The sequence below is a fragment of the Oryzifoliimicrobium ureilyticum genome, from assembly GCF_037199735.1.
Taxonomy (GTDB): domain Bacteria; phylum Pseudomonadota; class Alphaproteobacteria; order Rhizobiales; family Rhizobiaceae; genus Rhizobium; species Rhizobium ureilyticus.
In genome coordinates, this window is record NZ_JBBBVQ010000010.1 from 151,507 (window position 1) to 174,654 (window position 23,148).

Consider the following 23,148-nt stretch of genomic DNA (forward strand, 5'->3'; position numbering starts at 1 on the left):
CTGGTTCGCCTGTGCGGATCATGGGTCAATAAAGAAGTAACAGCAGTGCGCGCGCGGGAAACGCCGCACCAGACCGGAAACATCCGGCGCTGATGGATCATACCAAGGAGACAAACATGAAGTTGAAATTGCTGGCAAGCGCAGCCGCGCTGGCATTGGTAAGTGCTGCCCAGTCCGCTCACGCGGACGTTACCATCGGTCTTGTCGCGCCGTTAACGGGCCCCGTTGCCGCCTATGGCGAGCAGGTGAAGAACGGTGCTCAGGTCGCGGTCGATGAAATCAACAAGGCGGGCGGCGTGCTCGGCGAAAAGCTGATCCTAAAACTTGCCGACGACGCCGGCGAGCCGAAGCAAGGTGTATCGGCTGCCAACCAGATCGTCGGTGAAGGCATTCACTTCGTTGTCGGACCTGTCACCTCTGGCGTCGCGATTCCTGCATCGGATGTCTTTGCGGAAAACGGTGTCTTGATGGTTACCCCCACAGCAACCGCGCCCGATCTGACGAAACGCGGGCTCGAAACCGTGCTGCGCACCTGCGGGCGCGACGATCAGCAGGCGGAAGTGGCTGCCAATTATGTTGCTAAGAACTTCAAGGACAAGCGCATCGCCATCATCAATGACAAGGGCCAGTATGGCAAAGGTTTGGCCGATGCGTTCAAGGCAACGCTGAACGCTGCGGGCGTCAAGGAAGTCTTCAATGATGGTCTCTCGGCTGGCGAAAAAGACTTCGGCGCTTTGACGAGCCGCCTGAAATCCGAAAAGGTCGATGTCATCTATTTCGGCGGCTATCATCCAGAAGGCGGCCTTCTGGCGCGTCAGCTCGCAGATATCGGCGTAAAAGCCACGATCATTGGCGGAGACGGCCTCTCGAACAGCGAGTTCAATGCGATCGGCGGCACAGCGGCCAATGGGACGATTTTCACGAATGCGACCGACGCGACGAAGAACCCAGAATCAAAGACTGCTGCCGACGCGCTTGCAGCCCGCAAGATTCCTGCAGAGGCCTTCACTCTGAATGCCTACGCTGCCGTCGAAGTGATCAAGGCTGGCATTGAAAAGGCAAAAAATGCCGAAGACGGACAAGCTGTCGCGAAGGCCTTGAAGACGGGCGAACCCGTCCAAACGGCGATCGGCAAACTGACCTATGGCGAAAATGGCGACCTCACGTCGCAAAGCTTTGCCTTGTTCAAGTGGGAAGGCGGCAAGATTGTTCCGCTTCAGTAAGATTGCTGCGTCCTGCGTTAGAATCGGGGCGCGGTGTCTTTGAGCTTGTGCCTTCATTTGGAGGCTGTAAGTTGGCCTCGCCGTCAAGGCGAGGCCTTTTCGTGAGATCTGCCCATGCTCAAGCTCTTCATGTCACCGGGCTCAAGTTCCATGGCCGTTCACATCGCGCTTTATGAAATCGGCGCCCCGTTCGAGATCGTGCCGATCTCCTTCGAGAAGCGAGAGAATAGATCACCCGACTATCTTAGGATCAATGCCGAAGGAAAAGTTCCTACCTTGCTCGTTGATGAGCGCCCCTTGACGGAAGTCGCAGGCATATTGTTCTATCTCGCCATGCTCTTCCCAGAAAGCCACCTTGCCCTGCCTGCGGCACCAGAGAGGCAAGCTCGCATCGTGTCCTGGATGTCTTTCCTCGCGTCTTCAGTTCATCCGGCGCGTCGCAAAGGCCTAGGCCACGCCCTTGCGATGTACGAGATTGTCGAAAAGCGCTTCTGCGATCATGCTTTCGTACTCGGGGACGACTACTCGATTGCTGATATTCATCTCTTCAGATTGCTCTGGAGATTTCGCAACAGTCTTAATCCTGCTTTTGACAAGCTGCCGCGCCTTAATGCCTTTTATGAGCGCATGATGAAGCGTCCTGCTGTTTCGAAGGTTTTGGATATCGAGAGCGCTTTGGGCTACGAACTTCCCATGTAGCCGCCATTTCGCGAAAGCCCGTGTCAGTATCGCTATGCTGTTCTTCACAACAGATCGCGCTTTTCTTGCTTCTCCAGTTTCAAGCGAGCTTGCTTGACTAACGAGAAGATAAGGGTCGTTTTAGGCTAGGCAGCAGCCGGGGAGAAAACATGGCAAAATACGATTGGCTCATTGTTGGAGCGGGTTTCACCGGAGCCGTGCTTGCAGAGCGTATCGCTTCACAACTGGGCCAGAAGGTTCTGGTCGTCGACCGCCGCGATCATATTGCCGGCAATGCCTACGATTATCGTGGGCCACTTGGCATTCTGGTTCACAAATACGGCCCGCATATTTTCCACACCAATAGCAAAATGGTCTGGAATTACCTGTCACGCTTTACCCAATGGATGCCTTACTTTCACAAGGTTGTGGGCAGCGTCGATGGCCAGTTCGTGCCGATTCCCTTCAACATCAATTCGATTGAGATGACGTTCCCACAAGGCATGGCCCAGCGGCTGTGCGAGGAACTGGTTGAGACCTACGGCTTCGGGAAAAAAATCCCGATCATGAAGCTGCGCGAAACCGACGCGCCGAACATGCGCTACATCGCGGACTACGTCTACGATAAGGTTTTCAAGAACTACACCTTCAAGCAGTGGAATCTGCGTCCGGAAGATCTCGATCCGATGGTGACGGCGCGCGTGCCCTTCTTTATCAGCCGAGACGATCGCTACTTCCAGGATACGTACCAGGCCATGCCGCGCGAGGGCTACACGCGCCTCTTCGAGCGCATGCTGGATCACGAGAACATTCATGTCAGCCTGGAAACCGAATACAAGCATGCGGTGGAAAGCAACCCGGATGCCCGCGTCGTCTTCACAGGCCCGATCGATGAGTTTTTCGATTATCAGTTCGGCGCCCTGCCCTACCGCAGCCTGCGCTTTGAAATGCGGCAGGAGCCCGATCAATGGGCGCAGCCGGTCGGCACAGTAAATTATCCCAACGAGTTTGATTTCACGCGCATCACTGAGCTCAAACACCTGACGCGCGACCGCGCCGATGGCACGCTCCTGATCGAAGAATATCCCGAAGCTTATGTCGCCGGAAAGAACGAACCCTACTATCCGGTGCCGACACCCGACACGTCGAAGATGTTGAAGCCCTATCAGGAACTGGCAGGCAGCTTGTCAGGAAAGGTCTGGTTTGCTGGACGTCTTGGCGACTACGCCTATTACAATATGGACCAGGCCTGCGGGCGGGCGCTGGCGCTGTTCGAAAAGCAGATCGTACCGGCTATCCGATAAAGATAAAGCCGGTACCGCTATCTCATCTTCGGACGGCAGTTCCTGGAAACTTTCATGGTTCAAGCGGAGCGGTGACACCCACTGCTCCGCTTGGCGTATGAAGACCGCATAGCAGGCCAAGATTGCATCAGATACGGGCGCAGAAAGCTTGTAAGGCCTCGACTGTGAAAGGGCCAACTCCTGAGACTGGCGCATAGCCAGGCAGTTCGACCGGTTCCTTGATCGCAAGGCCCGCCGGCAGTCTGAAATCTACCGCTTCACGCGTTGTATTGAACACGAACAGCAAGCGTTCATCGCCCTTTTCGCGGATGAAGGCCAGAAGTGGGCCGGCATCGATAAAACTCATGCTTCCGTCGATCAGGGCGGGCTGGCTTTTGCGAAAGCTCAGCGTACTGCGATAATGGGCAAGAACCGACTGCTCGTCACCTTCCTGCACATCGACAGCAAGCCGGGCTTGTTCATAGGGCACGGGGAGCCATGATTTACCGGCGGAGGTAAAGCCGGCATGGGCTTTGCCGGCCTCCCAGGGCATGGGCGTACGGCATCCATCCCGCCCCTTGAATGCAGGCCAGAACCGAATACCGTAGGGATCGCGCAAATTCTCAAAAGCAAGCTCAGCCTCGGGCAATCCGAGCTCCTCGCCTTGATAGAGGCAGATTGATCCGCGCAAGGTTGCCAGGATCGAAAGGGCCAGCTTGGCTACCAAAGGTTGCTCTTCGGCTGTCGCAGCAAACCGGCTGACGTGACGGACCACGTCATGGTTTGAAAAGGCCCAGCATACCCAGCCCTCCGAGACGAGCGTCTGGAAGGATTCCACGCATCTGCGGATATGCGCCGCTGAAAAATCCGGCTGCAGCAGGTCGAATGTGTAGCACATATGCAGCTTGTCTTCGCCGCTTACATAGGCTGCGACCGTTTGCAGTGATCTTGCGCCATCACCAACTTCGCCGACGGTCGTGCGTCCATCATACTGATCGAGAAGCGCGCGGAATCGCTTCAAGAACTCGATATTCTCCGGCTGTGTCTTGTCGTAGAGATGATTCTGCATGCCATAGGGATTGCTCTCTGGCGCATCGAGGCCGGCATCGCTTTCATCAGGCTCATGCGGCGGGTTGTCCCTGAGTTGCTTGTCGCAGAAATAGTAGTTGACGGTGTCCAGGCGGAAGCCGTCCACACCGCGATCCAGCCAGAACTTCACGGCATCGAGCACGGCGGTTTGAACCTCTGGATTGTGGAAGTTCAGGTCAGGCTGGGATGCAAGGAAATTATGCTGGTAATATTGCCGGCGCACGCCGTCCCATTCCCAGCCTGGCCCGCCGAAGATGGAAAGCCAGTTGTTGGGCGCTGTTCCGTCCCGTTTCGGGTCGGCCCACACATACCAGTCAGCTTTGGGATTGGTCCGGCTGGCACGGCTCTCGATAAACCAAGGATGCTGGTCCGAAGTGTGCGAGATGACCTGGTCGATAATCACCTTCAGGCCCAGCCGATGGGCTTCGGTCATCATCTCATCGAAATCTGCAAGCACACCGAAGATTGGATCGACATCGCAATAATCGGAAACGTCGTAACCCATATCGGCCATGGGAGACGTGAAGAACGGTGATAGCCAGATGGCGTCGACGCCGAGGCTGGCAATATGCGGCAGGCGCTTCGTGACACCCTTGAGATCACCCAATCCGTCGCTATTGGTATCTTGGAAAGAACGCGGATAAACCTGGTAAATCACTGCGCCGCGCCACCAATCCTGCGCAGAACTCCGCTCAAGAGCCATAAATTACATCTCCATCGTCTTTACGAACCAGCCCTACAGTAAAGCGGCAACCATAAAAGACAACCGCACCGACAAGCCTTTGTGCAAGGCGGCATTGCAGGGGTTGCATGGCGAAGCCTTTTGGGTAATCTGCGCCGTCGACTTCGGCCGGTTCTGGGGGGAACGGGCAGAAGCTCGAAATAAAAATCTAAAACGGGTGAAAAGCCTGGAAAGGTGGACTTGGCATGATACATTTCTCGAAAAAATTCTTCGTCTCGGCGCTCGCGGCGTCAATGCTGACGTTTTCTGCGCATGCAGCGACGCTCAACATCCACAACGGTGGCGATGCAACATCGCTCGATCCACAAAAGCTCTCCGGCGACTGGGAAAACCGCATTGCCGGCGATATTTTTGAAGGTCTCGTTACGGAAGATGCCAAGGCTCAGCCGATCCCAGGCCAGGCTGAAAGCTGGACCATTTCGCCCGACGGTAAAGTCTACACCTTCAAGCTTCGCGACGGCATCAAGTGGTCGGACGGCCATCCTGTCACGGCAGGCGATTTCGTCTTCGCCTTCCAGCGCCTGATGGATCCGAAGAACGCTGCAAAGTACGCCTATCTCCAGTTCCCCATCAAAAATGCCTCCAAGATCAATAGCGGCGAAATTACCGATCTGAACCAGCTCGGCGTCAAGGCAATCGACGACAAGACTGTCGAGATCACGCTGGAAAGCCCGACCCCTTATTTCCTTGACGCGCTGATGCACTATACAGCCTACCCCCTGCCGAAGCACGTGATCGATGCCAAGGGCAACGATTGGGTCAAGATCGGCAATATCGTCGTGAACGGCCCCTATAAGCCGGTCGAGTGGGTTCCAGGCTCGCATGTTGCGACCGTCAAGAACGACCAATATTATGGTGCAAAAGACATCAAGATCGAGGGCGCAAAGTTCTTTACGCTCGAAGATCAGGAAGCCGCGCTGAAGCGCTACCGCGCCGGCGAGTTTGACATTCTGACGGACTTCCCAGCCGATCAGTATGAATGGATCAAGAAGAACCTGCCGGGTCAGGCGCACGTGGTTCCCTTCCTTGGAACCTATTATTACGTGATGAACGCCACCAAGCCTCCTTTCAACGACAAGCGCGTGCGCCAGGCTCTCTCCATGGCCGTCAACCGTGAAGTCATCGGTCCGAAGGTCTTGGGCACCGGCGAATTGCCGGCCTATTCCTGGGTTCCGCCGGGCGTCGCCAATTATGGCGAACCGGAATATGTGACCTGGAAGGACATGCCGTATTCTGAAAAGGTGGCGGAAGCCAAAAAGCTTCTGAAGGAAGCTGGTTTTGGACCGGATCATCCGCTGAAGGCTCAGCTGCGCTACAACACCAATGACAACCACAAGCGGATCGCTTCCGCCATTGCGTCAATGTGGAAGCCGCTTGGCGTTGAGATCGAGCTCTACAACACCGAAACCAAGGTGCACTACGACGAGATGCAGCGTGGACAGGTGGAAATCGGCCGTGCCGGCTGGCTTGCCGATTACAACGATGCGGACAACTTCCTGAACCTGCTCGTTACCGGCGTCGAGATGAACTACGGCCGCTGGAGCAATGCTGACTACGACAAGCTGATCAAGGAAGGCAACGCAACGACCGACCTTAAAGCGCGCGCCGAGATCTTCAAAAAGGCTGAACGGATTGCGCTCGACGACAGCGCCGCAATCCCGATCTATTATTATGTTTCCAAAAACATGGTGTCGCCGAAAGTCTCTGGCTTCGTCGACAACATCAAGGACATCCACCGCACCCGTTGGTTGACAGTCAAGGAATAAGGAGACGCTTGGACAGGGGACGCGAGCCAGCTTGCGCCCCTGTCGCAGGTCCTTCCTGATTGGATGACCGTGTTTCGGTCTTTGGAACATTCGAACATACGATGGATGCGGCGCTGCCAATGATAGAATGGGCAGACGTATCGATAGTACAATGCATCACATTCTCTTGATCGGCAGGAAGGGTTCGGCATCGACCGTTGACCCTTTCGGCCATTTGGAGAAGAAGAAGCGCCTTGAGATCCGCAGGCTGAAGCCGCGCGTCTCAATTCAGTTCGAATAGTCCCCTGCGGGATAACCGGCGACGGGCCTGGTAGAGGCTCAGTTCCCTGAAGAGCGCCCATTGGCACCATGATAAAATATGCGTTTCGTCGTTTGTTATCGACGATCCCCGTTTTGTGGATCGCGATCACACTTTCGTTTTTCGTCCTGCGCCTTGCGCCGGGCGGCCCTTTCGATGGCGAGCGGCCATTACCGCCCGTCATTATGCAAAACCTTGCGGCCCACTATAACCTCGATAAGCCGCTCATTCAGCAGTATCTCATATATCTCGGCAATGTTCTCGTCGGCGATTTGGGACCATCCTTTGCCAATCAGGACTTTACCGTGACGCAGCAGATCATGGGTGGACTGCCCTATACTTTCACGATCGGCGGGTCGGCGTTTATTCTGGCGATCCTCATTGGCATCACCGCAGGCTGTCTCGGGGCGCTTTATCAAAACAAAGCGCCGGATTATCTGATCGGCCTGATCGTGCTGACCGGGCTTGTTCTGCCGAACTTCCTGGTTGCGCCTATCCTCCAGCTCATTTTCGGCATCCAGCTGGACTGGCTGCCGGTGGGCGGCTGGGGCAATGGATCGATCAAATACCTCATCCTGCCAGTTGTTGTTCTTGCGCTTCCGCACGCCGGACGTATTTCGAGAATCATGCGCGGATCGATGATCGAGGTGATGAACCAGAACTTCATCCGTACGGCCAAGGCAAAGGGCATTGGTCCGCGCCTGACGGTCATCCGGCATGCCTTGAAGCCGGCGCTGATGCCCGTTGTGTCCTATCTAGGGCCGGCGGCGAGCTATCTTTTGACGGGCTCACTGGTCGTGGAAAGCATCTTTGGCCTGCCCGGCATCGGCCGCTACTTCATCACCGCCGCGCTAAACCGCGACTATGGCATGGTTCTCGGCACCGTCATTTTCTACATGGTTCTGATCGTCTTTTTGAACCTTCTCGTCGACATCGCCTATGCCTGGCTCGATCCGAAAGTGAGAAACCGATGATCCTCAATCCAGCAAAGAAGGAACTTCTGGTCGCTGAACTGCTCGAGGCAGAAGGACTAACTGGCGAAAGCCGTTCCTTGACGGTCGATGCCCTGAGACGATTGTCACGCAACAAAGCGGCCGTTGCCGCCGTCGTGGTTCTCGTCCTTCTTGTTCTTGCCGCTCTCTTCGGACCTTATTTTCTGCCCTTCAACTACGAAGATCCCGATTGGGCCGCTTTCCGTGCGCCGCCTGATCTATCGGCGGGCCACTACTTCGGTACGGACGCCAACGGCCGGGATCTTGCGGCTCGCGTGCTCTACGGGACGCGCGTTTCGCTTGCCGTTGCCGTGACCGCGACATTCGTGTCGGTCTTTATCGGCGTTCTCTACGGTGCCGTGGCCGGCTATGTGGGTGGCAAGGTGGATGCCGTCATGATGCGTTTCGTCGACATCATGTACGCCTTGCCTTACATCCTCTTCGTTATCCTTTTGATGGTGGTGTTCGGGCGAAACGTCTACCTTCTGTTCGCCGCCATCGGGGCGCTGGAATGGCTGACGATGGCGCGCATTGTGCGCGGACAAACCCTTTCCATCAAACAACGCGAGTTCGTCGAGGCAGCCCGCGCCTCGGGGCAAAAGCCGTTCAAGATCATCGTCAGACACATCATCCCGAACCTTGTCGGGCCTGTCGTCATCTTCGCGGCACTGACGGTTCCGGAAATCATCGCAACCGAAAGTTTTCTTTCGTATCTCGGCTTTGGCGTCCAAGAGCCGCTGACCTCGCTCGGAACTCTCATTGCCGAAGGCGCAAATGCCATCGAAAGCGGCCCTTGGCTCCTGGTTTTTCCGGCCATTTTCCTCGTATCGCTGCTGATGAGCCTCTTGTTCATCGGTGATGGCTTACGCGATGCCTTCGACCCGAAGGACAGATAACATGACAAAAGCACAGCAAAATGACGTCCTCCTCGAACTGAAGGATTATTCGATCACTTTCACCACGCCGGACGGCGAAGTGAAGGCAGTCTCGAATATGAATCTGACGATCAAGCGCGGCCAGCGTGTGGCGATCGTTGGCGAATCCGGTTCGGGCAAAAGCCAGACCTTTCTGGGCATCATGGGACTTCTGGCCCGCAATGGGCGCACCAGCGGCCAAGCCATCCTGGACGGCCGCAACCTGATTGGCCTGAAAGGGAGGGAACTCGACCAGATCCGCGGCAAGGAGATGGCGATGGTCTTTCAGGATCCGATGACGGCTCTCAATCCGTCGCTTCGGATCTCGCGGCAACTGACCGAGCAGCTCGAAGTGCATCAAGGTCTTTCCGCCAAGGCCGCATCCGCAGCAGCGCTCGATATGCTGAAGCGAGTTGGTATTCCCGATCCGACACGCCGGTTCGAGCTTTATCCGCACGAGCTTTCAGGTGGCATGCGCCAGCGCATCGTCATCGCTATGGCGCTCTTGACGCGGCCGAAGCTTCTGATCGCGGACGAACCGACAACAGCGCTCGACGTGACGATCCAGGCGCAGATTCTCGATCTTTTCAACGATCTAACCGCGGATATGGGCACCGCACTCGTGATGATCACGCATGATCTCGGCGTCGTGGCCGGCCTCGCCGATCGCGTCGCTGTCATGTATGCCGGCCGCATCGTCGAGGAGGCGCCGGTTGAAGCACTTTTCGATCAGCCGGCACATCCCTATACAGCCGCACTGCAAGCTTCGATCCCGCGTCCAGACCAGGATGTGGACGCGCTGGCCGTCATCCCCGGACGCCCGCCAAACCTGATGCACCTGCCGAAAGGCTGCAACTTTTCTCCTCGGTGCATGAAGGTGAAGGACCGCTGCATCGATGGGCCACCCGAACTGGCCGAACTCGCGCCAGACCATCGCGCCGCCTGCTTCGATCCATTCCCGCGCCGCGAGGAGGTACTAAACAATGGTTGAACGTTCTCTGCTCAGCGTCCAGCATCTGACGACGGAATTCGAGGTTCCGACCAAGGGCTTCTTTAAGAAGCCGCTGACTCTGACCGCCGTCAATGACGTGAGTTTCGAATTGATCGAAGGTCGCACGCTTGGCATCGTAGGTGAATCAGGATGCGGCAAATCCACCCTCGGCCGCTCTGTCCTGCGTCTGCTCAAGGCGCAAAAAGGCCGCATCCTCTGGCAAGGACGCAATCTTCTCGATCTTTCCGAAGAAGAGATGCGCATGATGCGCCGCGATATGCAGATCATCTTCCAGGACCCCATCGCCTCGCTCGATCCGCGCATGACGGTAGGCGACATCATCGCCGAACCGCTGACGGTCTTTGAACCGAGCCTGTCGAAAGCCGAGCGCACGGCCCGCGTGCGAGAGATCATGGCGGCAGTCGGTCTTGTGCCGGAGATGATCAACCGCTATCCGCACGAATTTTCGGGCGGCCAGGCCCAACGTATCGGCATCGCCCGCGCTGTCGTAACGCGGCCGAAACTGATCGTTTGCGACGAGCCGGTTTCCGCCCTCGACGTGTCCATCCAGGGGCAGGTCATCATGCTGCTGCGCAAATTGCGCAAGGAATTCGGTCTGACTCTGATCTTCATCAGTCACGATCTCTCGGTCGTCAGATTGATTTCCGACGATGTGCTGGTTCTCTATCTCGGCAAAGTTGTCGAAGCAGGCAACTGTGCTGCCGTCTTCGACAAACCGGCGCATCCTTACACGCAGGCCCTCTTCTCCGCCGCGCCGATCCCGGATCCGAAGCTGGCACGGGCTCGAAACCGTATCCGACTGCAGGGCGATCCGCCCTCGCCGCTCAATCCACCGCCCGGATGCGTGTTCTCACCGCGTTGCTTCAAGGCGACAGAGGTTTGCCGCCAGGAGTTCCCTCCGACGGAGCGACTTGGTCCCGCGCATACGGCCGCCTGTTACCATATCGACCAATAAGCGGGTGGGGCTGCGGAACCTTAAGCCCCCTCACGCATTTGTTACTCCGAAATGCCCACTTCATGTCGCGCTCGAACGGATACGTCCAACGGACGAACATGAGATTTTTAAAAATACTACGGTGCTGTCACTCCAAGAACAGTCGAACCGTAGGGGAAACGAGGAGGACATATTATGTTTCGTTTCATGACCAGGACAGCAATTGCAGCAGCGGTCGTCAGCGGCGCCCTCGCAGGATCATTTTCAGTCGTACAAGCGCAAGACGTCCAGCTTCGTGTTGGCCCTGATGGGCTTCGGGTCGAAAACCCCGATCGCGATCGTGACTTCCGCCGCCGTGGCGGATGCAGCCCGCGCGAGGCAATCGAGGCCGCGCGCGACGAAGGCTTCCGCCGTCCGGAAGTTGTTCGCATCACTGACCGCAGCGTTACCGTTCGCGGCTGGACCAGCGACGGCCCGGATCGCATCACGTTTGCAAACCGCCGCGGTTGCCCGGAACTCTAATCGGAGTTCTTGTACAGATCGGATTATTCACGCACTCGCCGCCGGCTCTGCTGGCGGCTTCTTTTTGTCGCCTTGCCATTTCGCAACAAAAATGGCTTATCTGCCTCCACCTAACGCGTGGAGGACAAATGAGCGGGCGGTTTTTGTCGATCGGCGAATGCATGGTTGAACTGTCGCAGGCTGGGGATAGCCTGCTGCGAAAGGGCTTTGCCGGCGACACCCTGAACACAGCCTGGTATGCGCGCGCCTGCCTTACCAAAGATTGGCGCGTTGACTATTTCACCGCTCTTGGCGACGAAGCCATGTCGGACGAGATGGCGGCCTTTTTCGATAAAAACAATATCGGCACTCAATTCGTCAGACGCATTCGCGGCAAGGCGCCCGGCCTCTACATGATCAGCCTCCGCGACGGTGAACGGTCCTTCAGCTATTGGAGAGACAGTTCTGCCGCGCGCCAGCTCGCCGACGATCCTGATCAGCTGCGCAATGCGATTGAAGCATCGGACATCATTTATTTCTCCGGTATCACACTCGCCATTCTGTCAGCGGATGCGGCTGCAGGTCTCTTGGCCGAGGTAAGACGGGCAAAGGCCGCTGGAAAGCTGGTCGCGTTCGATCCAAATATCAGGCCGCGTCTCTGGTCGAGCTATGAGGCGATGCACGCAACGATCACCGAAGGCGCGCGATCTTCGGTGATGGTTATGCCAAGCTTCGACGACGAAGCCATGCATTTTGGCGACGCTTCTGTCGAAGACACGATCCATCGTTACAAATCTCTTGGCGCCAAAAGCGTAATTGTGAAGAATGGCGCAGCAGGCGCGCTCGTAGATTGCGACGGCAAAAGCGCAACCATTCCAGCGGTGCCCGTGGAAAAGCCGGTGGATACGACGAGCGCCGGCGACAGCTTTAACGGCGCCTTCCTCGCGCGTTATGTCGAAACTAAAGATGCTTCCGAAGCAGCACGGTTTGCTGCGGGCATTGCCGCACGTGTGATCTGCGAGCACGGTGCCCTGATTGCATGGGATAAGCTCGGTTTGCCGGCGGCTTGAACTGTGCCGTCATTCTTGAACGTAAGGACGACGGTCGGCCTGTTATAATTCCATTACAGACAAACGCGACACTAGGAGGTGGATCGGCAGCGCCGATTCTGCCAATGGCTCCGTTTCGCCCGTTCAGGCGATAGGACGCCGGCAGCGCCGTCTCGGGATGACCTCGTCAACGGCCTTATTCTTAGGTTCCGCAAGAAGGCGGACGAAGTGAGAGCCGCAGATGCCGCAAAGCGCCTTGGTCGCAACAGGAAGTTCCGCTCGGCAGAGACCGAATTTTATCGAAGGTCGCGAGCGCCTTGTCATCGTGACTGACGCCTGGCACCCGCAGGTGAATGGCGTTGTAAGGTCTATTGAAAACACAAACCGTGAATTGGCAAAAATGGGGATCGAAGTGGCAATGGTCACTCCAGGCCAGTTCCACAACGTACCCTGCCCAACCTATCCTGAAATTCGTCTTTCCATCGCAAGTTATCGAAAAGTCGCCGCCGAAATCGAGCGGCACCAGCCAGCCTATGTGCATATTGCTACGGAGGGCCCTCTTGGCTTTCGCGCGCGGCGTTGGTGCCTGCGTAACAACATGGCCTTTTCGACAAGCTACCACACCCGTTTCCCGGAATATGTTGCCGCGCGGCTGCCGATCCCGGAAAGCTGGCTCTACAGCTTTGTGCGCCGCTTTCACAATAGCGGCGCAGGCTGCATGGTGGCGACGCCGAGCCTTGCGGAAGAATTGTCGCATCGCGGTCTCAGGAACCTCATGCCCTGGAGCCGCGGTATCGATACGAACCTATTCAAACCGAACGCATTGGAAGATCGACCATTTGGTCTGCCGCGCCCAATCTTCATGACCGTCGGGCGCGTTGCACCTGAAAAGAACCTGCCAGCCTTCCTTGACCTTGATCTTCCCGGGTCAAAAGTCGTGGTCGGTGACGGTCCAGCGCGCGCAGAGTTGCAGAAGGCGTATCCTGACGTGCTCTTTACCGGCGTGAAGTTCGGTGAAGAACTAGCCCATGCCTATGCACAAGCCGATGTTTTCGTCTTCCCGTCGAAGACTGACACATTTGGCAACACGATCCTGGAGGCTTTGGCCTCCGGAGTGCCGGTCGCCGCCTATCCTGTAACCGGACCACTTGACATCATCGGCGACAAGGTAAGTGTCGGTGCACTCGATAACGATCTCGGCAAGGCTTGCCTAGCCGCCCTTGGAGCCTCGCGCGACGAGGCCCGCACCCTGGCAACACGCTATTCATGGGAAGCGGCGACGGAACAGTTCATCACGAACATCCGCACCGCCAACGGCATTGCAAGAACGCGATGGCTGCGCTTTCCCTTCAAGGCAAGCGCTAAGACTGGCAACGCCTCAGCCTGAGCCGTAGGAGCCCATCAGGCGTTTCAGGTCCGCTTCTTTTTCGACTCGTATGGATTTTCCGGCGCACGGTAATGAATGCGAATCGGCACGCCGGGCATGTCGAAATCGTTTCTCAACCCGTTGATGAGATAGCGCGTGTAAGATTCCGGCAACGCATCTGCACGCGTGCACGAAATCATGAAAGCGGGCGGCCGCGCCTTAACCTGCGTCATATATTTCAGCTTGATACGACGGCCAGAGACCGCCGGAGGCGGATGCTGGACCTGTTGGGTCTCAAGCCAACGATTGAGCCGCGATGTCGAAATACGGCGGTTCCAAACCCGATCGGTGTCGATGACGGACTGCATCAGTTTATCAAGGCCACGACCTGTTTCGCCAGAGATCGGGACGGCGCGAATACCGCGCGCCTGCGGCAAAAGACGCTCTGTCTTCTCGCGAAGATCGGCAAGGACAGCCTGCGGCTCGTCGATCAAATCCCACTTGTTGAAGGCAAGCACACAGGCGCGACCCTCGCGCAGCACGAGATCGGCAATATGGAGATCCTGCTTTTCGAAGGGAACCGTTGCATCGAAAACCACGACGACTGTTTCGGCGAAGCGAACGGCACGCAGAGTATCGGCGACGGACAGCTTTTCCAGCTTTTCAATCACTTTAGCCTTGCGACGCATACCGGCCGTATCGAACATCTTGATGGTGCGGCCGTTCCAGCTCCACTCGACTGCAATGGAATCGCGCGTAATGCCCGCTTCAGGACCCGTCAGCAAACGCTCTTCCCCCAAAAAGCGGTTGATCAGCGTTGACTTGCCAGCATTTGGCCGCCCGACGATGGCGACACGAAGCGGCTTCGTTTCGTCATAGGCAGGCTCTTCGTCTTCATCACCCTCGAAATCCGACACTTCGACGTCGGTGACGGCAACATCCTCTTTTTCTGGAAAAGCACGGTCTTCGCCGATGGCCTCGACAATGGCGTCGCGCAGGTCGATCATCCCCTGACCATGCTCGGCTGAGATCGGTACCGGTTCGCCAAGGCCTAGCGAATAGGCGTCGTAGAAGCCGCTATCGGACCCCTTGGCCTCAGACTTGTTGGCAACGAGAACGACTGGCTTGCCGCGGCGCCTCAGCATTTCGGCAAGGTCCATGTCGACGGGCGTCAGTCCCGTTTTTGCATCCACGACAAAAAGCGACAGATCTGCCTCGTCAATCGCGGTTTCTGTCTGTGCGCGCATGCGCCCCTGCAGACTTTCTGCATCCGCTTCTTCGAGACCAGCCGTGTCGATGATCGTAAATCGCAGGTCGACAAGGCGAGCATCGCCGGGACGGCGGTCGCGGGTCACGCCTGGCGTATCATCGACGAGCGCAAGCTTCTTGCCGACGAGACGATTGAAAAGCGTTGACTTGCCCACATTGGGCCGGCCGACGATGGCGACGGTGAAACTCATTCCATGTCCTAGAAAACGCGGCTTAGCCTTGTGCCGCCGGCGCCTTGCCGGATGCGTTGATGTTATCAAGCATGATCCGAGCACGATTGGCAACACCGCCCGCCTCTGCATCGTCCACGATCGACTGGAACCACTGGCGTGCCTGTGCGAAGTTTCCGGCGCGATAGGCAGCAACACCAAGAATTTCTCGAGCCGAATTACGGTGTGGACGGGACGGAGCCGCCATATCCTCTACTTCAGCCGAAACCTGCTCATACGTGCCGTTATCGACCAGCAACCACCCAGCCCGCAAATGCGCAAAGTCACGCAGCGTCTGCGGGATATCAGTATCCTTGGCAATGGCCTGGAAAATCTGCAGTGCTCCGGCCGTATCGCCCTTGTCCGCTTTGATCGAGGCTTCTCTCATGCGCGCCAGAGCCGAATAGCCGCCATTGCCTTCCTTCGCGATATTGTCGAGCGCAGCGAGTGCCTCATCGGTCTTTTTCTGATCGGCAAGCGTCAGCGCGCTGAAGAACTTATCGCTCATGTCCGAAGAGCGATTACTCTGCCAATAGCGATAGAAAACCATGCCCGCCGTGCCAAGAACGATGATGACGGCAAGCGAAATAAGATAGACGCCGAAACGCCGCCAGGCGCCCTTCATCTGATCTGATCGCAGTTCGTCGTTGACTTCACGAATGAAGCTGTCGTCGTTGAATGCCATTCTCGTCTCCGGCCGGGATAAAGGCGTCACATCGCAGATTGCACGATATGTCGGGCCTTCTACCCCATTTTTCCCCGATTGTAAGGGGGATCACGAATATTCGTCCATTACGGCTGAAACTCTACATCGCAAGAGGCGATACACCGATGAGCCATTCATGCAGCTTCCATAGCAGGAGAAACCAGGCCAGCGCTCCCACAGCAACAGCGTAGACGTCGAATTGCTTGCCCTTGAAGCTGGGAAGAACAGCTTCGCCGGCCCGCTCACGGCGCTTCAAGGAAATCCGTAGAACAACGCCCCAGGCAAGAAAGGCGCCAAACAACAATACCGATGCGGTTTCACCATTGGCGAGAAGATGCGCAACGGCCCAGATTTTGACTGACAGAACCATCGGGTGCTTCGTTTTGACGGCGATATTGCCGGCCGGCAGAAGCGAAGCTGCCAGACAGATCATTGCCGGCAGCATCAGAAGAATGGCGATATGCGACATCCACAGCGGCGGGTAATAGAGCATGCCGGTTTGCAAGCGCGCCTGGCCGAAGCCGTAGATCAGCAAAAGCAAGCTGAGGAGGCTTACAATCGAATAGCTGATCCTCCAGCCCTTGTCGCCAAGGCGCTCCAGCATCTTTTGCCGAAATGCGGGCGCAATGACGCGCACCAAATGGGTGAGAAGAAAAAGAACAATACCGGCAATCAAAACAACCATGATCATAGCCCCTCAAAAGCGGAGAATGGCACCGGAAAAGGCAAGAGTGAACTGTAAGTTCTCCAATATCTCGCGAACATCCGATCTTTGCCGCAATTGCCGGGCAAGCAGCCTCGCTCACGGGGTAGTCGTTCGCCTCAACAGCGACCGTCATCCGGCTTCGCTGCTCCGCCCAGTCATTGCTTGAAGGTCGAAATGTCATGTGTCGCCTGACCGCCGCCAGTTTTATCGCATTGTCCTTGCTTGGCGCACCAGCCAGCCATGCCGAAGAAAAACCCAAGCAACTCCTGCTGATCTCCTTCGATGGCGCGCATGACAACGCGCTCTGGCAAAAAAGCCGGGAACTCGCGTCTCGGACTGGAGCGCACTTCACTTATTTCCTCTCCTGCACCTTTCTTATGAACGAGGCAGCACGCAAAGCCTATCAGGCGCCGCATCAAAAACCTGGGCGTTCAAACATCGGCTTTGCGCGTAATGATGAGGAAATTCGGGAGCGGCTTGGCAACATCTGGCACGCTCATCTCGAAGGTCATGAGATCGGCAGCCATGCCTGCGGCCATTTCGACGGCCGACAATGGAGCGCGGCAGATTGGTCGGAAGAATTTGCCACGGTGCGCAAGACCATGCTGACGGCCTGGGAAAGTGTTGGGCTGAAAGAGCCTGATGGTTGGCGGGATCTTGTCGAGCACGGCGTGAAGGGATTTCGCGCGCCATATCTTTCGGCAACGGCCGGAACGCCGATGCTGGAAGCCGAAAAGAAAGCCGGATTTATCTATGATGCGAGCCTGATCACAAAAGGCCCCGCAATGCCCACGCAAGAACACGACATGATCCGTTTTGGTCTGCCCCTGATCCCGGAGGGGCCGGCAGAAAAACCGATCGTCGGCATGGATTATAACCTCTTCGTTCGCCATTCCAAGGCAGTCGAGGATGCCACTGACAGCGCCGCTTTCGAGGCCAGAGCCTATGATGCATTCCGACAGGCGTTCAATCAGCAATATGAAGGCGACCGGATCCCGCTACAACTCGGCTTTCACTTTGTGGAGATGAATGGTGGCGCCTACTGGCGCGCCCTCGCCCGGCTGACCTCAGATGTGTGCCACATGCCTGACGTTGCCTGCGTCAGCTACTCCGAAGCTATTCCAATCATCGAAAGCCGCGGAAAACTGAAGCAAATCTCGGGATAAAGAAACGCCGCGGATATGGTAATCCGCGGCGCAATCTTCAGACTAATCCAATGATCAGCCATCCTTGTGAATGGTGCCGGGTTCCTGCTCCAAATAGTGCCGGTCGATGGACGGCAGCGGCTCGTCATCGATGGCTGCCTCGAAAGCCTTCAGGCGCTTGTGGATCGAAAGCAGTTCAATGATGGTCGTCCAGGAATTCACAAGGTACTGGAACGAGTTAGACACCTGCCCAAACGCCGTCGCGATCTGCTGATAAATACCGTAGGTGATCTTGCCGGCGACAATGGTGGGGACCAGCATGGTGATCAGGAAGATGGCGTCAGCCTGAACATAGAGATAGCGAACGACATTGAAGTAGAGATAGTGAAAGTACATCCGGAAGTAATTGCGCCGGACGTTCGAAAACAGCTCCTTAACCGTCGGCGGCTGGGCGCGATCCTCATGATCTTCGCCGTACACCAGTTCTTTACGATAGGCCGCTTCAACGCGCTGGTTTTTGAAGTTCAATCCAGGCAGTTTGATACCGGTGACAGCAAGCAGCACAGTTCCGAAAATTGACCAGAAAATCGCGAGCCAGAACAGCGCATGCGGGACTTCACCCACGAAGGGCAGTTCAGATACGTAGCTTGAGAGCGCGAAGAGGATCGGCAGGAAGACGACCAGCGTCATCACCGAATTGATGAGGCTGATGCCGAGCGTTTCCAATGTGGAAGAAAAACGCATCGTATCTTCCTGAACACGCTGTGAAGCGCCTTCGATATGGCGAAGCTTTTCCCACTTCGACATGTAGAAGTCGTTCATCGCTTGGCGCCAGCGGAAGATATAGTGACTGGTGAAAAAGTCTGTCAGCGCGCCGATAAAGATCGAGAGGAATGCGATCTGCGCAAAAATGATGATCAAACTGTAGAAGTTTTCGACGGTGACGCCAGGCTGTTTTGACAGCGCATTCTGCAGCAGATCGCCGAATGGTCTACGCCAGTTGTTGATCGCAACAGACACCTGCACCCCAAAATAGGTAACTAGAATGATCAGCGCAGAACCCCAAATTGACCAGTTGGCCCAAGGATGATTTCGCGCCTTCAGATTCCAAAAGCCGCAGAACAAGCCCGTGCAAAGGAGGAAATAGGCGTAAAAGAAGAGATTATCGGGCATGATAAAATAGCCGAGCCCGATCGGCGGCTGGGCGTCGGCCGGCGGAGGCCCGAAGCCGAGAGAAACGGCTGACGGCTCTCCAATGAAATACCATGCAAAAATACAAACGATCGACCAAATGGTAGCCGAAATGAAAAACGCTTTGGGCTGCGGGAAGAATGAATGAAACACGGGAAGAGCAACTTTCCTGATGTGGGATCGTGCAAAAGGCGAAAGCCTGATTTGCCGGCGAACCTAAGGCAGTTCCTGCCGACCGGCAATGGTCAAGAGCATATTCTTACGCAATTGTAATCGCTTAAGAGGTTTTATGGATGATCGGTAACGCTAAAATTGCGCTGAGCAGGAGTGCAATTGCTCCAAGACAGGTCGCGGCAACGAAATTTCCCATCTGTTCCGCGATAATCCCAGCAGCAATCGGCCCAAGGATCTGGCCAAGCCCGAAGGCCGCCGTCATGACGGCAAAGGCGCGGCGCGGGCTCTGCGGGCACAGGCGTCGGCCAATCTGCAACCCGTAAGCCGTGACTGCCAGGAACGTACCACCAAACAGCAAGCCGCCAAGCACCGGCGCGATGTCAGGCGGAAGCAGAACGGTAAACAGCACGCCAACCGCTTCGACCACGATGGCAAGAAGATAGATCGGCCCTAAACCGATGCGCGTCGCAACAGGCTTCCAAAGGAAAAGTGCAACGGCCGCAGACAGACCGACGAAGAGCCAACATAGAAACTCCGTCCAGCGGCCCGAGGCCGATTGTCGCGCAATGGTAACGAGGAATGTTGCTGTGATGACGTAGCCGAAACCGAACACGCCGTAGGACAAAGTGGTCAGCACCATTGACGTTGGCCATCGCAGCGCCGGCTCTACCGCACCCTTCCCTTTTCCGGCAGTCTGCGGCAGCAGCCAGGCAACGCATCCTAAGGCGGCAAACGAAAAAAAAGCGCCACCGATCCACTCGCCGCGCCAGCCGACAGGCTCCCCTATGAGACCAAGGCTCAACACCATGACCATAAGCGACGACAAGGCGATCCCAATGCCAGGCCCGCCAAAATGGGCCGCCGAAACGTGATCATTACCGGCCCGAGCAGCATGGCCGAGCACGATCGATGAGGTGAAAATCATGACAAAGGCGCTTGCAAGACCAGCCAGAAAACGGATCAGGCTGAAAAGAGCCACCGACTGAGTGCCGGCCATCGCCGCGAGGAAAATGGCGTTCCCCGCAAGTGCGGCAAGCGCGAGAGAACGTTCACGGCCCTGGGCCCAACCATATCCAGCCAAGATCGCACCCAGGAGATAACCAAGGAAGTTGGCAGAGGCGATCAGGCCTGCGTCTCCCGGCGAGAGGCGCAGATCGCTCATCATACCTGGCAAGATCGGCGTGAAGGAAAAGCGCCCGAACCCCATAGCGGCGGCCATAGAGATCATACCAGCGACAGCGGTGGGAAAAAGCGGGGCATGTTCTGGCGTTTCTGACATCCGCCTCGATTATCTGCAGCTGCCCCACGCAACAAGCCAGTTTTTCTGATCTTTCAATCAAGCGAGCAGATGCCCTTGTAAAGATATATCGTAAAACATATATCTTACGATATAACGGATACATCCAAGGAGATTATCGATGAGAGGATTTCGCGACGGCATATTGGGCGGCGGACTGCGTATGGGACGAAAGCTCGCGGCTGGAGATCTGCAGCTTGTTATTCTTGCTTTGCTGGAAGAACAGCCGCGCCATGGATATGAATTGATCAAGCTGCTCGAGGAGCGGTCGGGTGGCTTTTACGTTCCAAGTCCCGGCGTCATCTATCCTGCCCTCACCTATCTTGAGGAAACCGGTCTTGCAGACGTCGAGAACGATGGCGCTAAAAAGCTGTACCGAATCACAGACGATGGAAGGAAGAAACTGGACGAAGATCGCGCCGCCATTGAGCTGGTGATGCGCAAGCTTGAGCAGATTGGCCAGAAGATGGCGCAGATGCGGCGCATGTTCGAAAAACAGCGCGGCGACGAGTTTGCGGAAGATTCCTTCAGCCGGGAAAGCGACAATGTCACGGCCGCCTACGGCCTCTTGAAGTCCGCGCTGCGGCTGCGTCAGCCTTGGTCGAAGGACGAAGCGGCAAGAATTGCCGCAATCCTAGAAAAGGCTGCAACCGATATTCTGAATGGGTCACGGCGCAAGGACGAAGAGTAAGCCCGAACAGTCCTGATTTATCGGTTATCAAAATCGAGGCCTGCGGTGCCGCACCGTTAAGCGGCACCTAGGAATATCTCAAGGCCGTCAGGCGGCAGTGTCCGGCAGCGTCAAAATGACAGGTCCGTTTCGGGTTGCCACCAACGTATGCTCATATTGGACGGTCGGCGCACGAGGGTCGGCATAAAGCGTCCAATCATCATCGCCGCTTTCGGCCCAGGTCGCTCCGAGCGACAGGAACGGCTCCACCGTAAAGACTAGCCCTTCGGTAATTATTCGCCGCTCTGATGGATCGGGCCACGTGGAAACTTCGGATGGTTCTTCATGCAGTGACCGCCCGATACCATGGCTCGCTAGGTTTGATACCAGCGTGTAGCGGTTCTTCGACGCAAATGCACCGATTGCCTTGCCGATCTTCGCCAGAGGCTCGCCGCTACGAACCTGGTTGATACCGAGCCACATGGCGCGCTTGCCGTCACGGCACAACTTCTCGATCTTCGGCTTGACTGGAGGGACGGCAAACGACGCACCCGTATCGCCAAAAAATCCGTCTTTCTCGGCAGAAACATCGATATTGACGAGATCACCGGCAGCAATAACGCGCGCTCCTGGTATCCCGTGCGCCACTTCTTCATTGACGCTGATGCAGGTTGCGCCCGGAAAGCGATAACAGAATTCCGGCGCGGATTGGGCCCCTGCATTTTCCATGATCCGCCGTCCGATATCATCGAGTTCACGGGTCGTGATCCCAGGCTCCAGGGCCGCGCCCATGGCTTGAAGAGCATTGGCGCAGATCCGGCCGACCTCTTTCATCTTGGCCAGTTCTTCTTCCGTCTCGACGACCATCTTTAAACCTCGTCTGCCTTTGCCATTTCAGCCGCAGGGGCAAGCGCCTTTCGCACCAAGGGTGCAACCTTGGTGCCGTAAAGTTCGATCCCACGCATGATTTGATCATGCGGCATCAATCCGATCGCCATTTGCAGCAGGAAGCGGTCATTCTTGAAGACCTTGTGAGCGGCAACGATCTTCTCCGTTACCGTTTCGGCATCTCCCAGGAACAGATTGCCAGCTGGACTCCGGGCCAAATCGAAATGCGCACGATTGGTTGGTCCCCAACCACGCTCACGCCCCAGCCGGTCCATCACTTCAGCCTGTGGACCGTAGAATTGATCAGCAGCGATATCTGTAGTGTCGGCGATAAAACCATGCACGTTGATGCTAGTTTTCAGCCGTGATGCATCCTGACCCGCGCGGCGCGCGGCCTCGCGATAAAGATCCATCAACGGGGCAAACCGACGGTACTCACCTCCGATGATGGCGATGGCAACAGGAAGGCCCAGGACACCGGCGCGCGCCACAGATTGCGGCGTTCCACCCACCGCGATCCAAATGGGTAATTTTTCCTGCAAGGGTCGCGGGTAAACGCCACGTCCATTGATCGGCGCACGCATCGTGCCGGTCCACTCAACCACGTCCTCATCACGGAGCTTGATCAAGAGATCGAGCTTCTCCTCGAAGAGAGTGTCGTAATCCTCGAGATTATAACCAAATAGCGGGAAAGATTCGATGAACGAGCCGCGGCCCGCCATGATCTCGGCTCGCCCATTGGAGATGAGATCGAGCGTCGAAAACTGCTGAAAAATGCGGACCGGATCATCGGACGAAAGAACAGTGACCGCACTCGTCAGACGGATGTTTTTGGTCCGCGCTGCGGCCGCCGCCAGTGCCACCGCTGGTGCAGACACGGCATAATCTGGACGGTGATGCTCTCCCAGACCAAAAACATCGAGCCCTACCTGATCGGCCAGTTCGATCTCTTCGATCAGATGCTTCAGCCTCTCGGCTGCCTCCGCCCCGCGCGAGCGCGACGGGTTTGGGTCGACATCCGCAAAGGTATAAAGGCCAAGTTCCAT

Annotated in this window: 21 protein-coding genes; 13 read left to right on the forward strand and 8 right to left on the reverse strand. The window is 56.5% G+C overall.

The window, feature by feature from the left end; genetic code table 11:
- Positions 1-116: 116 nt before the first annotated feature.
- The 3 genes from VQ830_RS15365 (at position 117) to glf (ending at position 3,205) form a co-directional block, all read left to right on the forward strand.
- The gene (locus VQ830_RS15365) at positions 117-1,223 is read left to right on the forward strand and encodes a branched-chain amino acid ABC transporter substrate-binding protein (protein ID WP_337269008.1); all 1,107 of its coding nucleotides are present in this window, start codon (positions 117-119) and stop codon (positions 1,221-1,223) included.
- A 114-nt stretch (positions 1,224-1,337) separates the two neighbouring features.
- Positions 1,338-1,922, forward strand: coding sequence for a glutathione S-transferase family protein (locus VQ830_RS15370; protein WP_337269009.1), 585 nt, complete (start codon positions 1,338-1,340; stop codon positions 1,920-1,922).
- 149 nt (positions 1,923-2,071) lie between these two features.
- Positions 2,072-3,205, forward strand: coding sequence for a UDP-galactopyranose mutase (gene glf, locus VQ830_RS15375; RefSeq protein WP_337269010.1), 1,134 nt, complete (start codon positions 2,072-2,074; stop codon positions 3,203-3,205).
- A gap of 127 nt (positions 3,206-3,332) precedes the next feature.
- Here the strand turns inward: glf and bglA are convergent, their stop codons facing one another.
- Positions 3,333-4,976: a beta-galactosidase BglA gene (bglA, locus tag VQ830_RS15380; protein ID WP_337269011.1), complete on the reverse strand. Its 1,644-nt coding sequence runs from the start codon at positions 4,974-4,976 to the stop codon at positions 3,333-3,335.
- 224 nt (positions 4,977-5,200) lie between these two features.
- On the opposite strand from bglA, the gene VQ830_RS15385 reads away from it, so the two are divergent.
- From VQ830_RS15385 to VQ830_RS15420, 8 genes are all read left to right on the forward strand, one after another.
- A complete protein-coding gene (locus tag VQ830_RS15385; RefSeq protein ID WP_337269012.1) occupies positions 5,201-6,781 on the forward strand; it encodes a peptide ABC transporter substrate-binding protein in 1,581 nt (526 codons plus the stop codon).
- A gap of 348 nt (positions 6,782-7,129) precedes the next feature.
- Positions 7,130-8,053, forward strand: coding sequence for an ABC transporter permease subunit (locus VQ830_RS15390; RefSeq protein ID WP_337269013.1), 924 nt, complete (start codon positions 7,130-7,132; stop codon positions 8,051-8,053).
- On the forward strand, positions 8,050-8,967 hold the full coding sequence (locus tag VQ830_RS15395) for an ABC transporter permease (RefSeq protein WP_337269014.1): 918 nt from the start codon (positions 8,050-8,052) through the stop codon (positions 8,965-8,967). Before VQ830_RS15390 ends, VQ830_RS15395 begins: the two co-directional genes overlap by 4 nt.
- A 1-nt stretch (position 8,968) precedes the next feature.
- Positions 8,969-9,976: an ABC transporter ATP-binding protein gene (locus VQ830_RS15400; RefSeq protein WP_337269015.1), complete on the forward strand. Its 1,008-nt coding sequence runs from the start codon at positions 8,969-8,971 to the stop codon at positions 9,974-9,976.
- Positions 9,969-10,952: an ABC transporter ATP-binding protein gene (locus VQ830_RS15405; RefSeq protein ID WP_337269016.1), complete on the forward strand. Its 984-nt coding sequence runs from the start codon at positions 9,969-9,971 to the stop codon at positions 10,950-10,952. The genes VQ830_RS15400 and VQ830_RS15405 overlap by 8 nt, the downstream gene beginning before the upstream one ends.
- 174 nt (positions 10,953-11,126) lie before the next feature.
- On the forward strand, positions 11,127-11,453 hold the full coding sequence (locus VQ830_RS15410) for a hypothetical protein (protein WP_337269017.1): 327 nt from the start codon (positions 11,127-11,129) through the stop codon (positions 11,451-11,453).
- Positions 11,454-11,581: 128 nt separating this feature from the next.
- On the forward strand, positions 11,582-12,502 hold the full coding sequence (locus VQ830_RS15415) for a sugar kinase (RefSeq protein ID WP_337269018.1): 921 nt from the start codon (positions 11,582-11,584) through the stop codon (positions 12,500-12,502).
- Positions 12,503-12,722: 220 nt separating this feature from the next.
- Complete coding sequence (locus VQ830_RS15420; RefSeq protein WP_337269019.1) at positions 12,723-13,868, forward strand: glycosyltransferase family 4 protein; 1,146 nt, start codon at positions 12,723-12,725, stop codon at positions 13,866-13,868.
- Between the two features lie 23 nt (positions 13,869-13,891).
- On the opposite strand, the gene der is transcribed toward VQ830_RS15420, so the two are convergent.
- From der to VQ830_RS15435, 3 genes are all read right to left on the reverse strand, one after another.
- Positions 13,892-15,307, reverse strand: a complete 1,416-nt coding sequence (der, locus tag VQ830_RS15425; RefSeq protein ID WP_337269020.1) for a ribosome biogenesis GTPase Der — start codon at positions 15,305-15,307, stop codon at positions 13,892-13,894.
- 22 nt (positions 15,308-15,329) lie between these two features.
- Positions 15,330-16,010, reverse strand: a complete 681-nt coding sequence (locus tag VQ830_RS15430; RefSeq protein WP_337269021.1) for a tetratricopeptide repeat protein — start codon at positions 16,008-16,010, stop codon at positions 15,330-15,332.
- Positions 16,011-16,131: 121 nt separating this feature from the next.
- Complete coding sequence (locus tag VQ830_RS15435) at positions 16,132-16,716, reverse strand: NnrU family protein (protein ID WP_337269022.1); 585 nt, start codon at positions 16,714-16,716, stop codon at positions 16,132-16,134.
- A 200-nt stretch (positions 16,717-16,916) separates the two neighbouring features.
- Here VQ830_RS15435 and VQ830_RS15440 point away from each other — a divergent pair, with 200 nt between their 5' ends.
- Positions 16,917-17,903, forward strand: coding sequence for a polysaccharide deacetylase family protein (locus VQ830_RS15440; protein ID WP_337269023.1), 987 nt, complete (start codon positions 16,917-16,919; stop codon positions 17,901-17,903).
- 54 nt (positions 17,904-17,957) lie between these two features.
- Here the strand turns inward: VQ830_RS15440 and sbmA are convergent, their stop codons facing one another.
- Positions 17,958-19,226 carry a peptide antibiotic transporter SbmA gene (sbmA, locus tag VQ830_RS15445; RefSeq protein WP_337269024.1) on the reverse strand — a complete coding sequence of 423 codons (1,269 nt, stop codon included), beginning with the start codon at positions 19,224-19,226 and terminating at the stop codon, positions 17,958-17,960.
- A gap of 124 nt (positions 19,227-19,350) precedes the next feature.
- The gene (locus tag VQ830_RS15450) at positions 19,351-20,526 is read right to left on the reverse strand and encodes a YbfB/YjiJ family MFS transporter (protein ID WP_337269025.1); all 1,176 of its coding nucleotides are present in this window, start codon (positions 20,524-20,526) and stop codon (positions 19,351-19,353) included.
- Positions 20,527-20,665: 139 nt separating this feature from the next.
- Here VQ830_RS15450 and VQ830_RS15455 point away from each other — a divergent pair, with 139 nt between their 5' ends.
- The gene (locus tag VQ830_RS15455) at positions 20,666-21,235 is read left to right on the forward strand and encodes a PadR family transcriptional regulator (RefSeq protein WP_337269026.1); all 570 of its coding nucleotides are present in this window, start codon (positions 20,666-20,668) and stop codon (positions 21,233-21,235) included.
- An 87-nt stretch (positions 21,236-21,322) separates the two neighbouring features.
- Here the strand turns inward: VQ830_RS15455 and map are convergent, their stop codons facing one another.
- Positions 21,323-22,081, reverse strand: coding sequence for a type I methionyl aminopeptidase (gene map, locus VQ830_RS15460; RefSeq protein WP_337269027.1), 759 nt, complete (start codon positions 22,079-22,081; stop codon positions 21,323-21,325).
- A 2-nt stretch (positions 22,082-22,083) separates the two neighbouring features.
- Positions 22,084-23,148 (reverse strand): LLM class flavin-dependent oxidoreductase, encoded by a 1,065-nt coding sequence (locus tag VQ830_RS15465; protein WP_337269028.1) that lies wholly within the window; start codon positions 23,146-23,148, stop codon positions 22,084-22,086.

Coding starts and splice junctions, on each gene's coding strand:
- VQ830_RS15420 (WP_337269019.1), top strand. CDS start 12,723: ATGCCGCAAAGCGCCTTGGTCGCAACAGGAAGTTCCGCTCGGCAGAGA.
- bglA (WP_337269011.1), bottom strand. CDS start 4,976: ATGGCTCTTGAGCGGAGTTCTGCGCAGGATTGGTGGCGCGGCGCAGTG.
- VQ830_RS15450 (WP_337269025.1), bottom strand. CDS start 20,526: ATGTCAGAAACGCCAGAACATGCCCCGCTTTTTCCCACCGCTGTCGCT.
- VQ830_RS15400 (WP_337269015.1), top strand. CDS start 8,969: ATGACAAAAGCACAGCAAAATGACGTCCTCCTCGAACTGAAGGATTAT.
- VQ830_RS15410 (WP_337269017.1), top strand. CDS start 11,127: ATGTTTCGTTTCATGACCAGGACAGCAATTGCAGCAGCGGTCGTCAGC.
- VQ830_RS15385 (WP_337269012.1), top strand. CDS start 5,201: ATGATACATTTCTCGAAAAAATTCTTCGTCTCGGCGCTCGCGGCGTCA.
- VQ830_RS15455 (WP_337269026.1), top strand. CDS start 20,666: ATGAGAGGATTTCGCGACGGCATATTGGGCGGCGGACTGCGTATGGGA.
- glf (WP_337269010.1), top strand. CDS start 2,072: ATGGCAAAATACGATTGGCTCATTGTTGGAGCGGGTTTCACCGGAGCC.
- map (WP_337269027.1), bottom strand. CDS start 22,081: ATGGTCGTCGAGACGGAAGAAGAACTGGCCAAGATGAAAGAGGTCGGC.
- VQ830_RS15390 (WP_337269013.1), top strand. CDS start 7,130: ATGATAAAATATGCGTTTCGTCGTTTGTTATCGACGATCCCCGTTTTG.
- VQ830_RS15440 (WP_337269023.1), top strand. CDS start 16,917: ATGTGTCGCCTGACCGCCGCCAGTTTTATCGCATTGTCCTTGCTTGGC.
- VQ830_RS15430 (WP_337269021.1), bottom strand. CDS start 16,010: ATGGCATTCAACGACGACAGCTTCATTCGTGAAGTCAACGACGAACTG.
- VQ830_RS15405 (WP_337269016.1), top strand. CDS start 9,969: ATGGTTGAACGTTCTCTGCTCAGCGTCCAGCATCTGACGACGGAATTC.
- VQ830_RS15415 (WP_337269018.1), top strand. CDS start 11,582: ATGAGCGGGCGGTTTTTGTCGATCGGCGAATGCATGGTTGAACTGTCG.
- VQ830_RS15465 (WP_337269028.1), bottom strand. CDS start 23,148: ATGGAACTTGGCCTTTATACCTTTGCGGATGTCGACCCAAACCCGTCG.
- VQ830_RS15365 (WP_337269008.1), top strand. CDS start 117: ATGAAGTTGAAATTGCTGGCAAGCGCAGCCGCGCTGGCATTGGTAAGT.
- VQ830_RS15370 (WP_337269009.1), top strand. CDS start 1,338: ATGCTCAAGCTCTTCATGTCACCGGGCTCAAGTTCCATGGCCGTTCAC.
- VQ830_RS15435 (WP_337269022.1), bottom strand. CDS start 16,716: ATGGTTGTTTTGATTGCCGGTATTGTTCTTTTTCTTCTCACCCATTTG.
- der (WP_337269020.1), bottom strand. CDS start 15,307: ATGAGTTTCACCGTCGCCATCGTCGGCCGGCCCAATGTGGGCAAGTCA.
- VQ830_RS15395 (WP_337269014.1), top strand. CDS start 8,050: ATGATCCTCAATCCAGCAAAGAAGGAACTTCTGGTCGCTGAACTGCTC.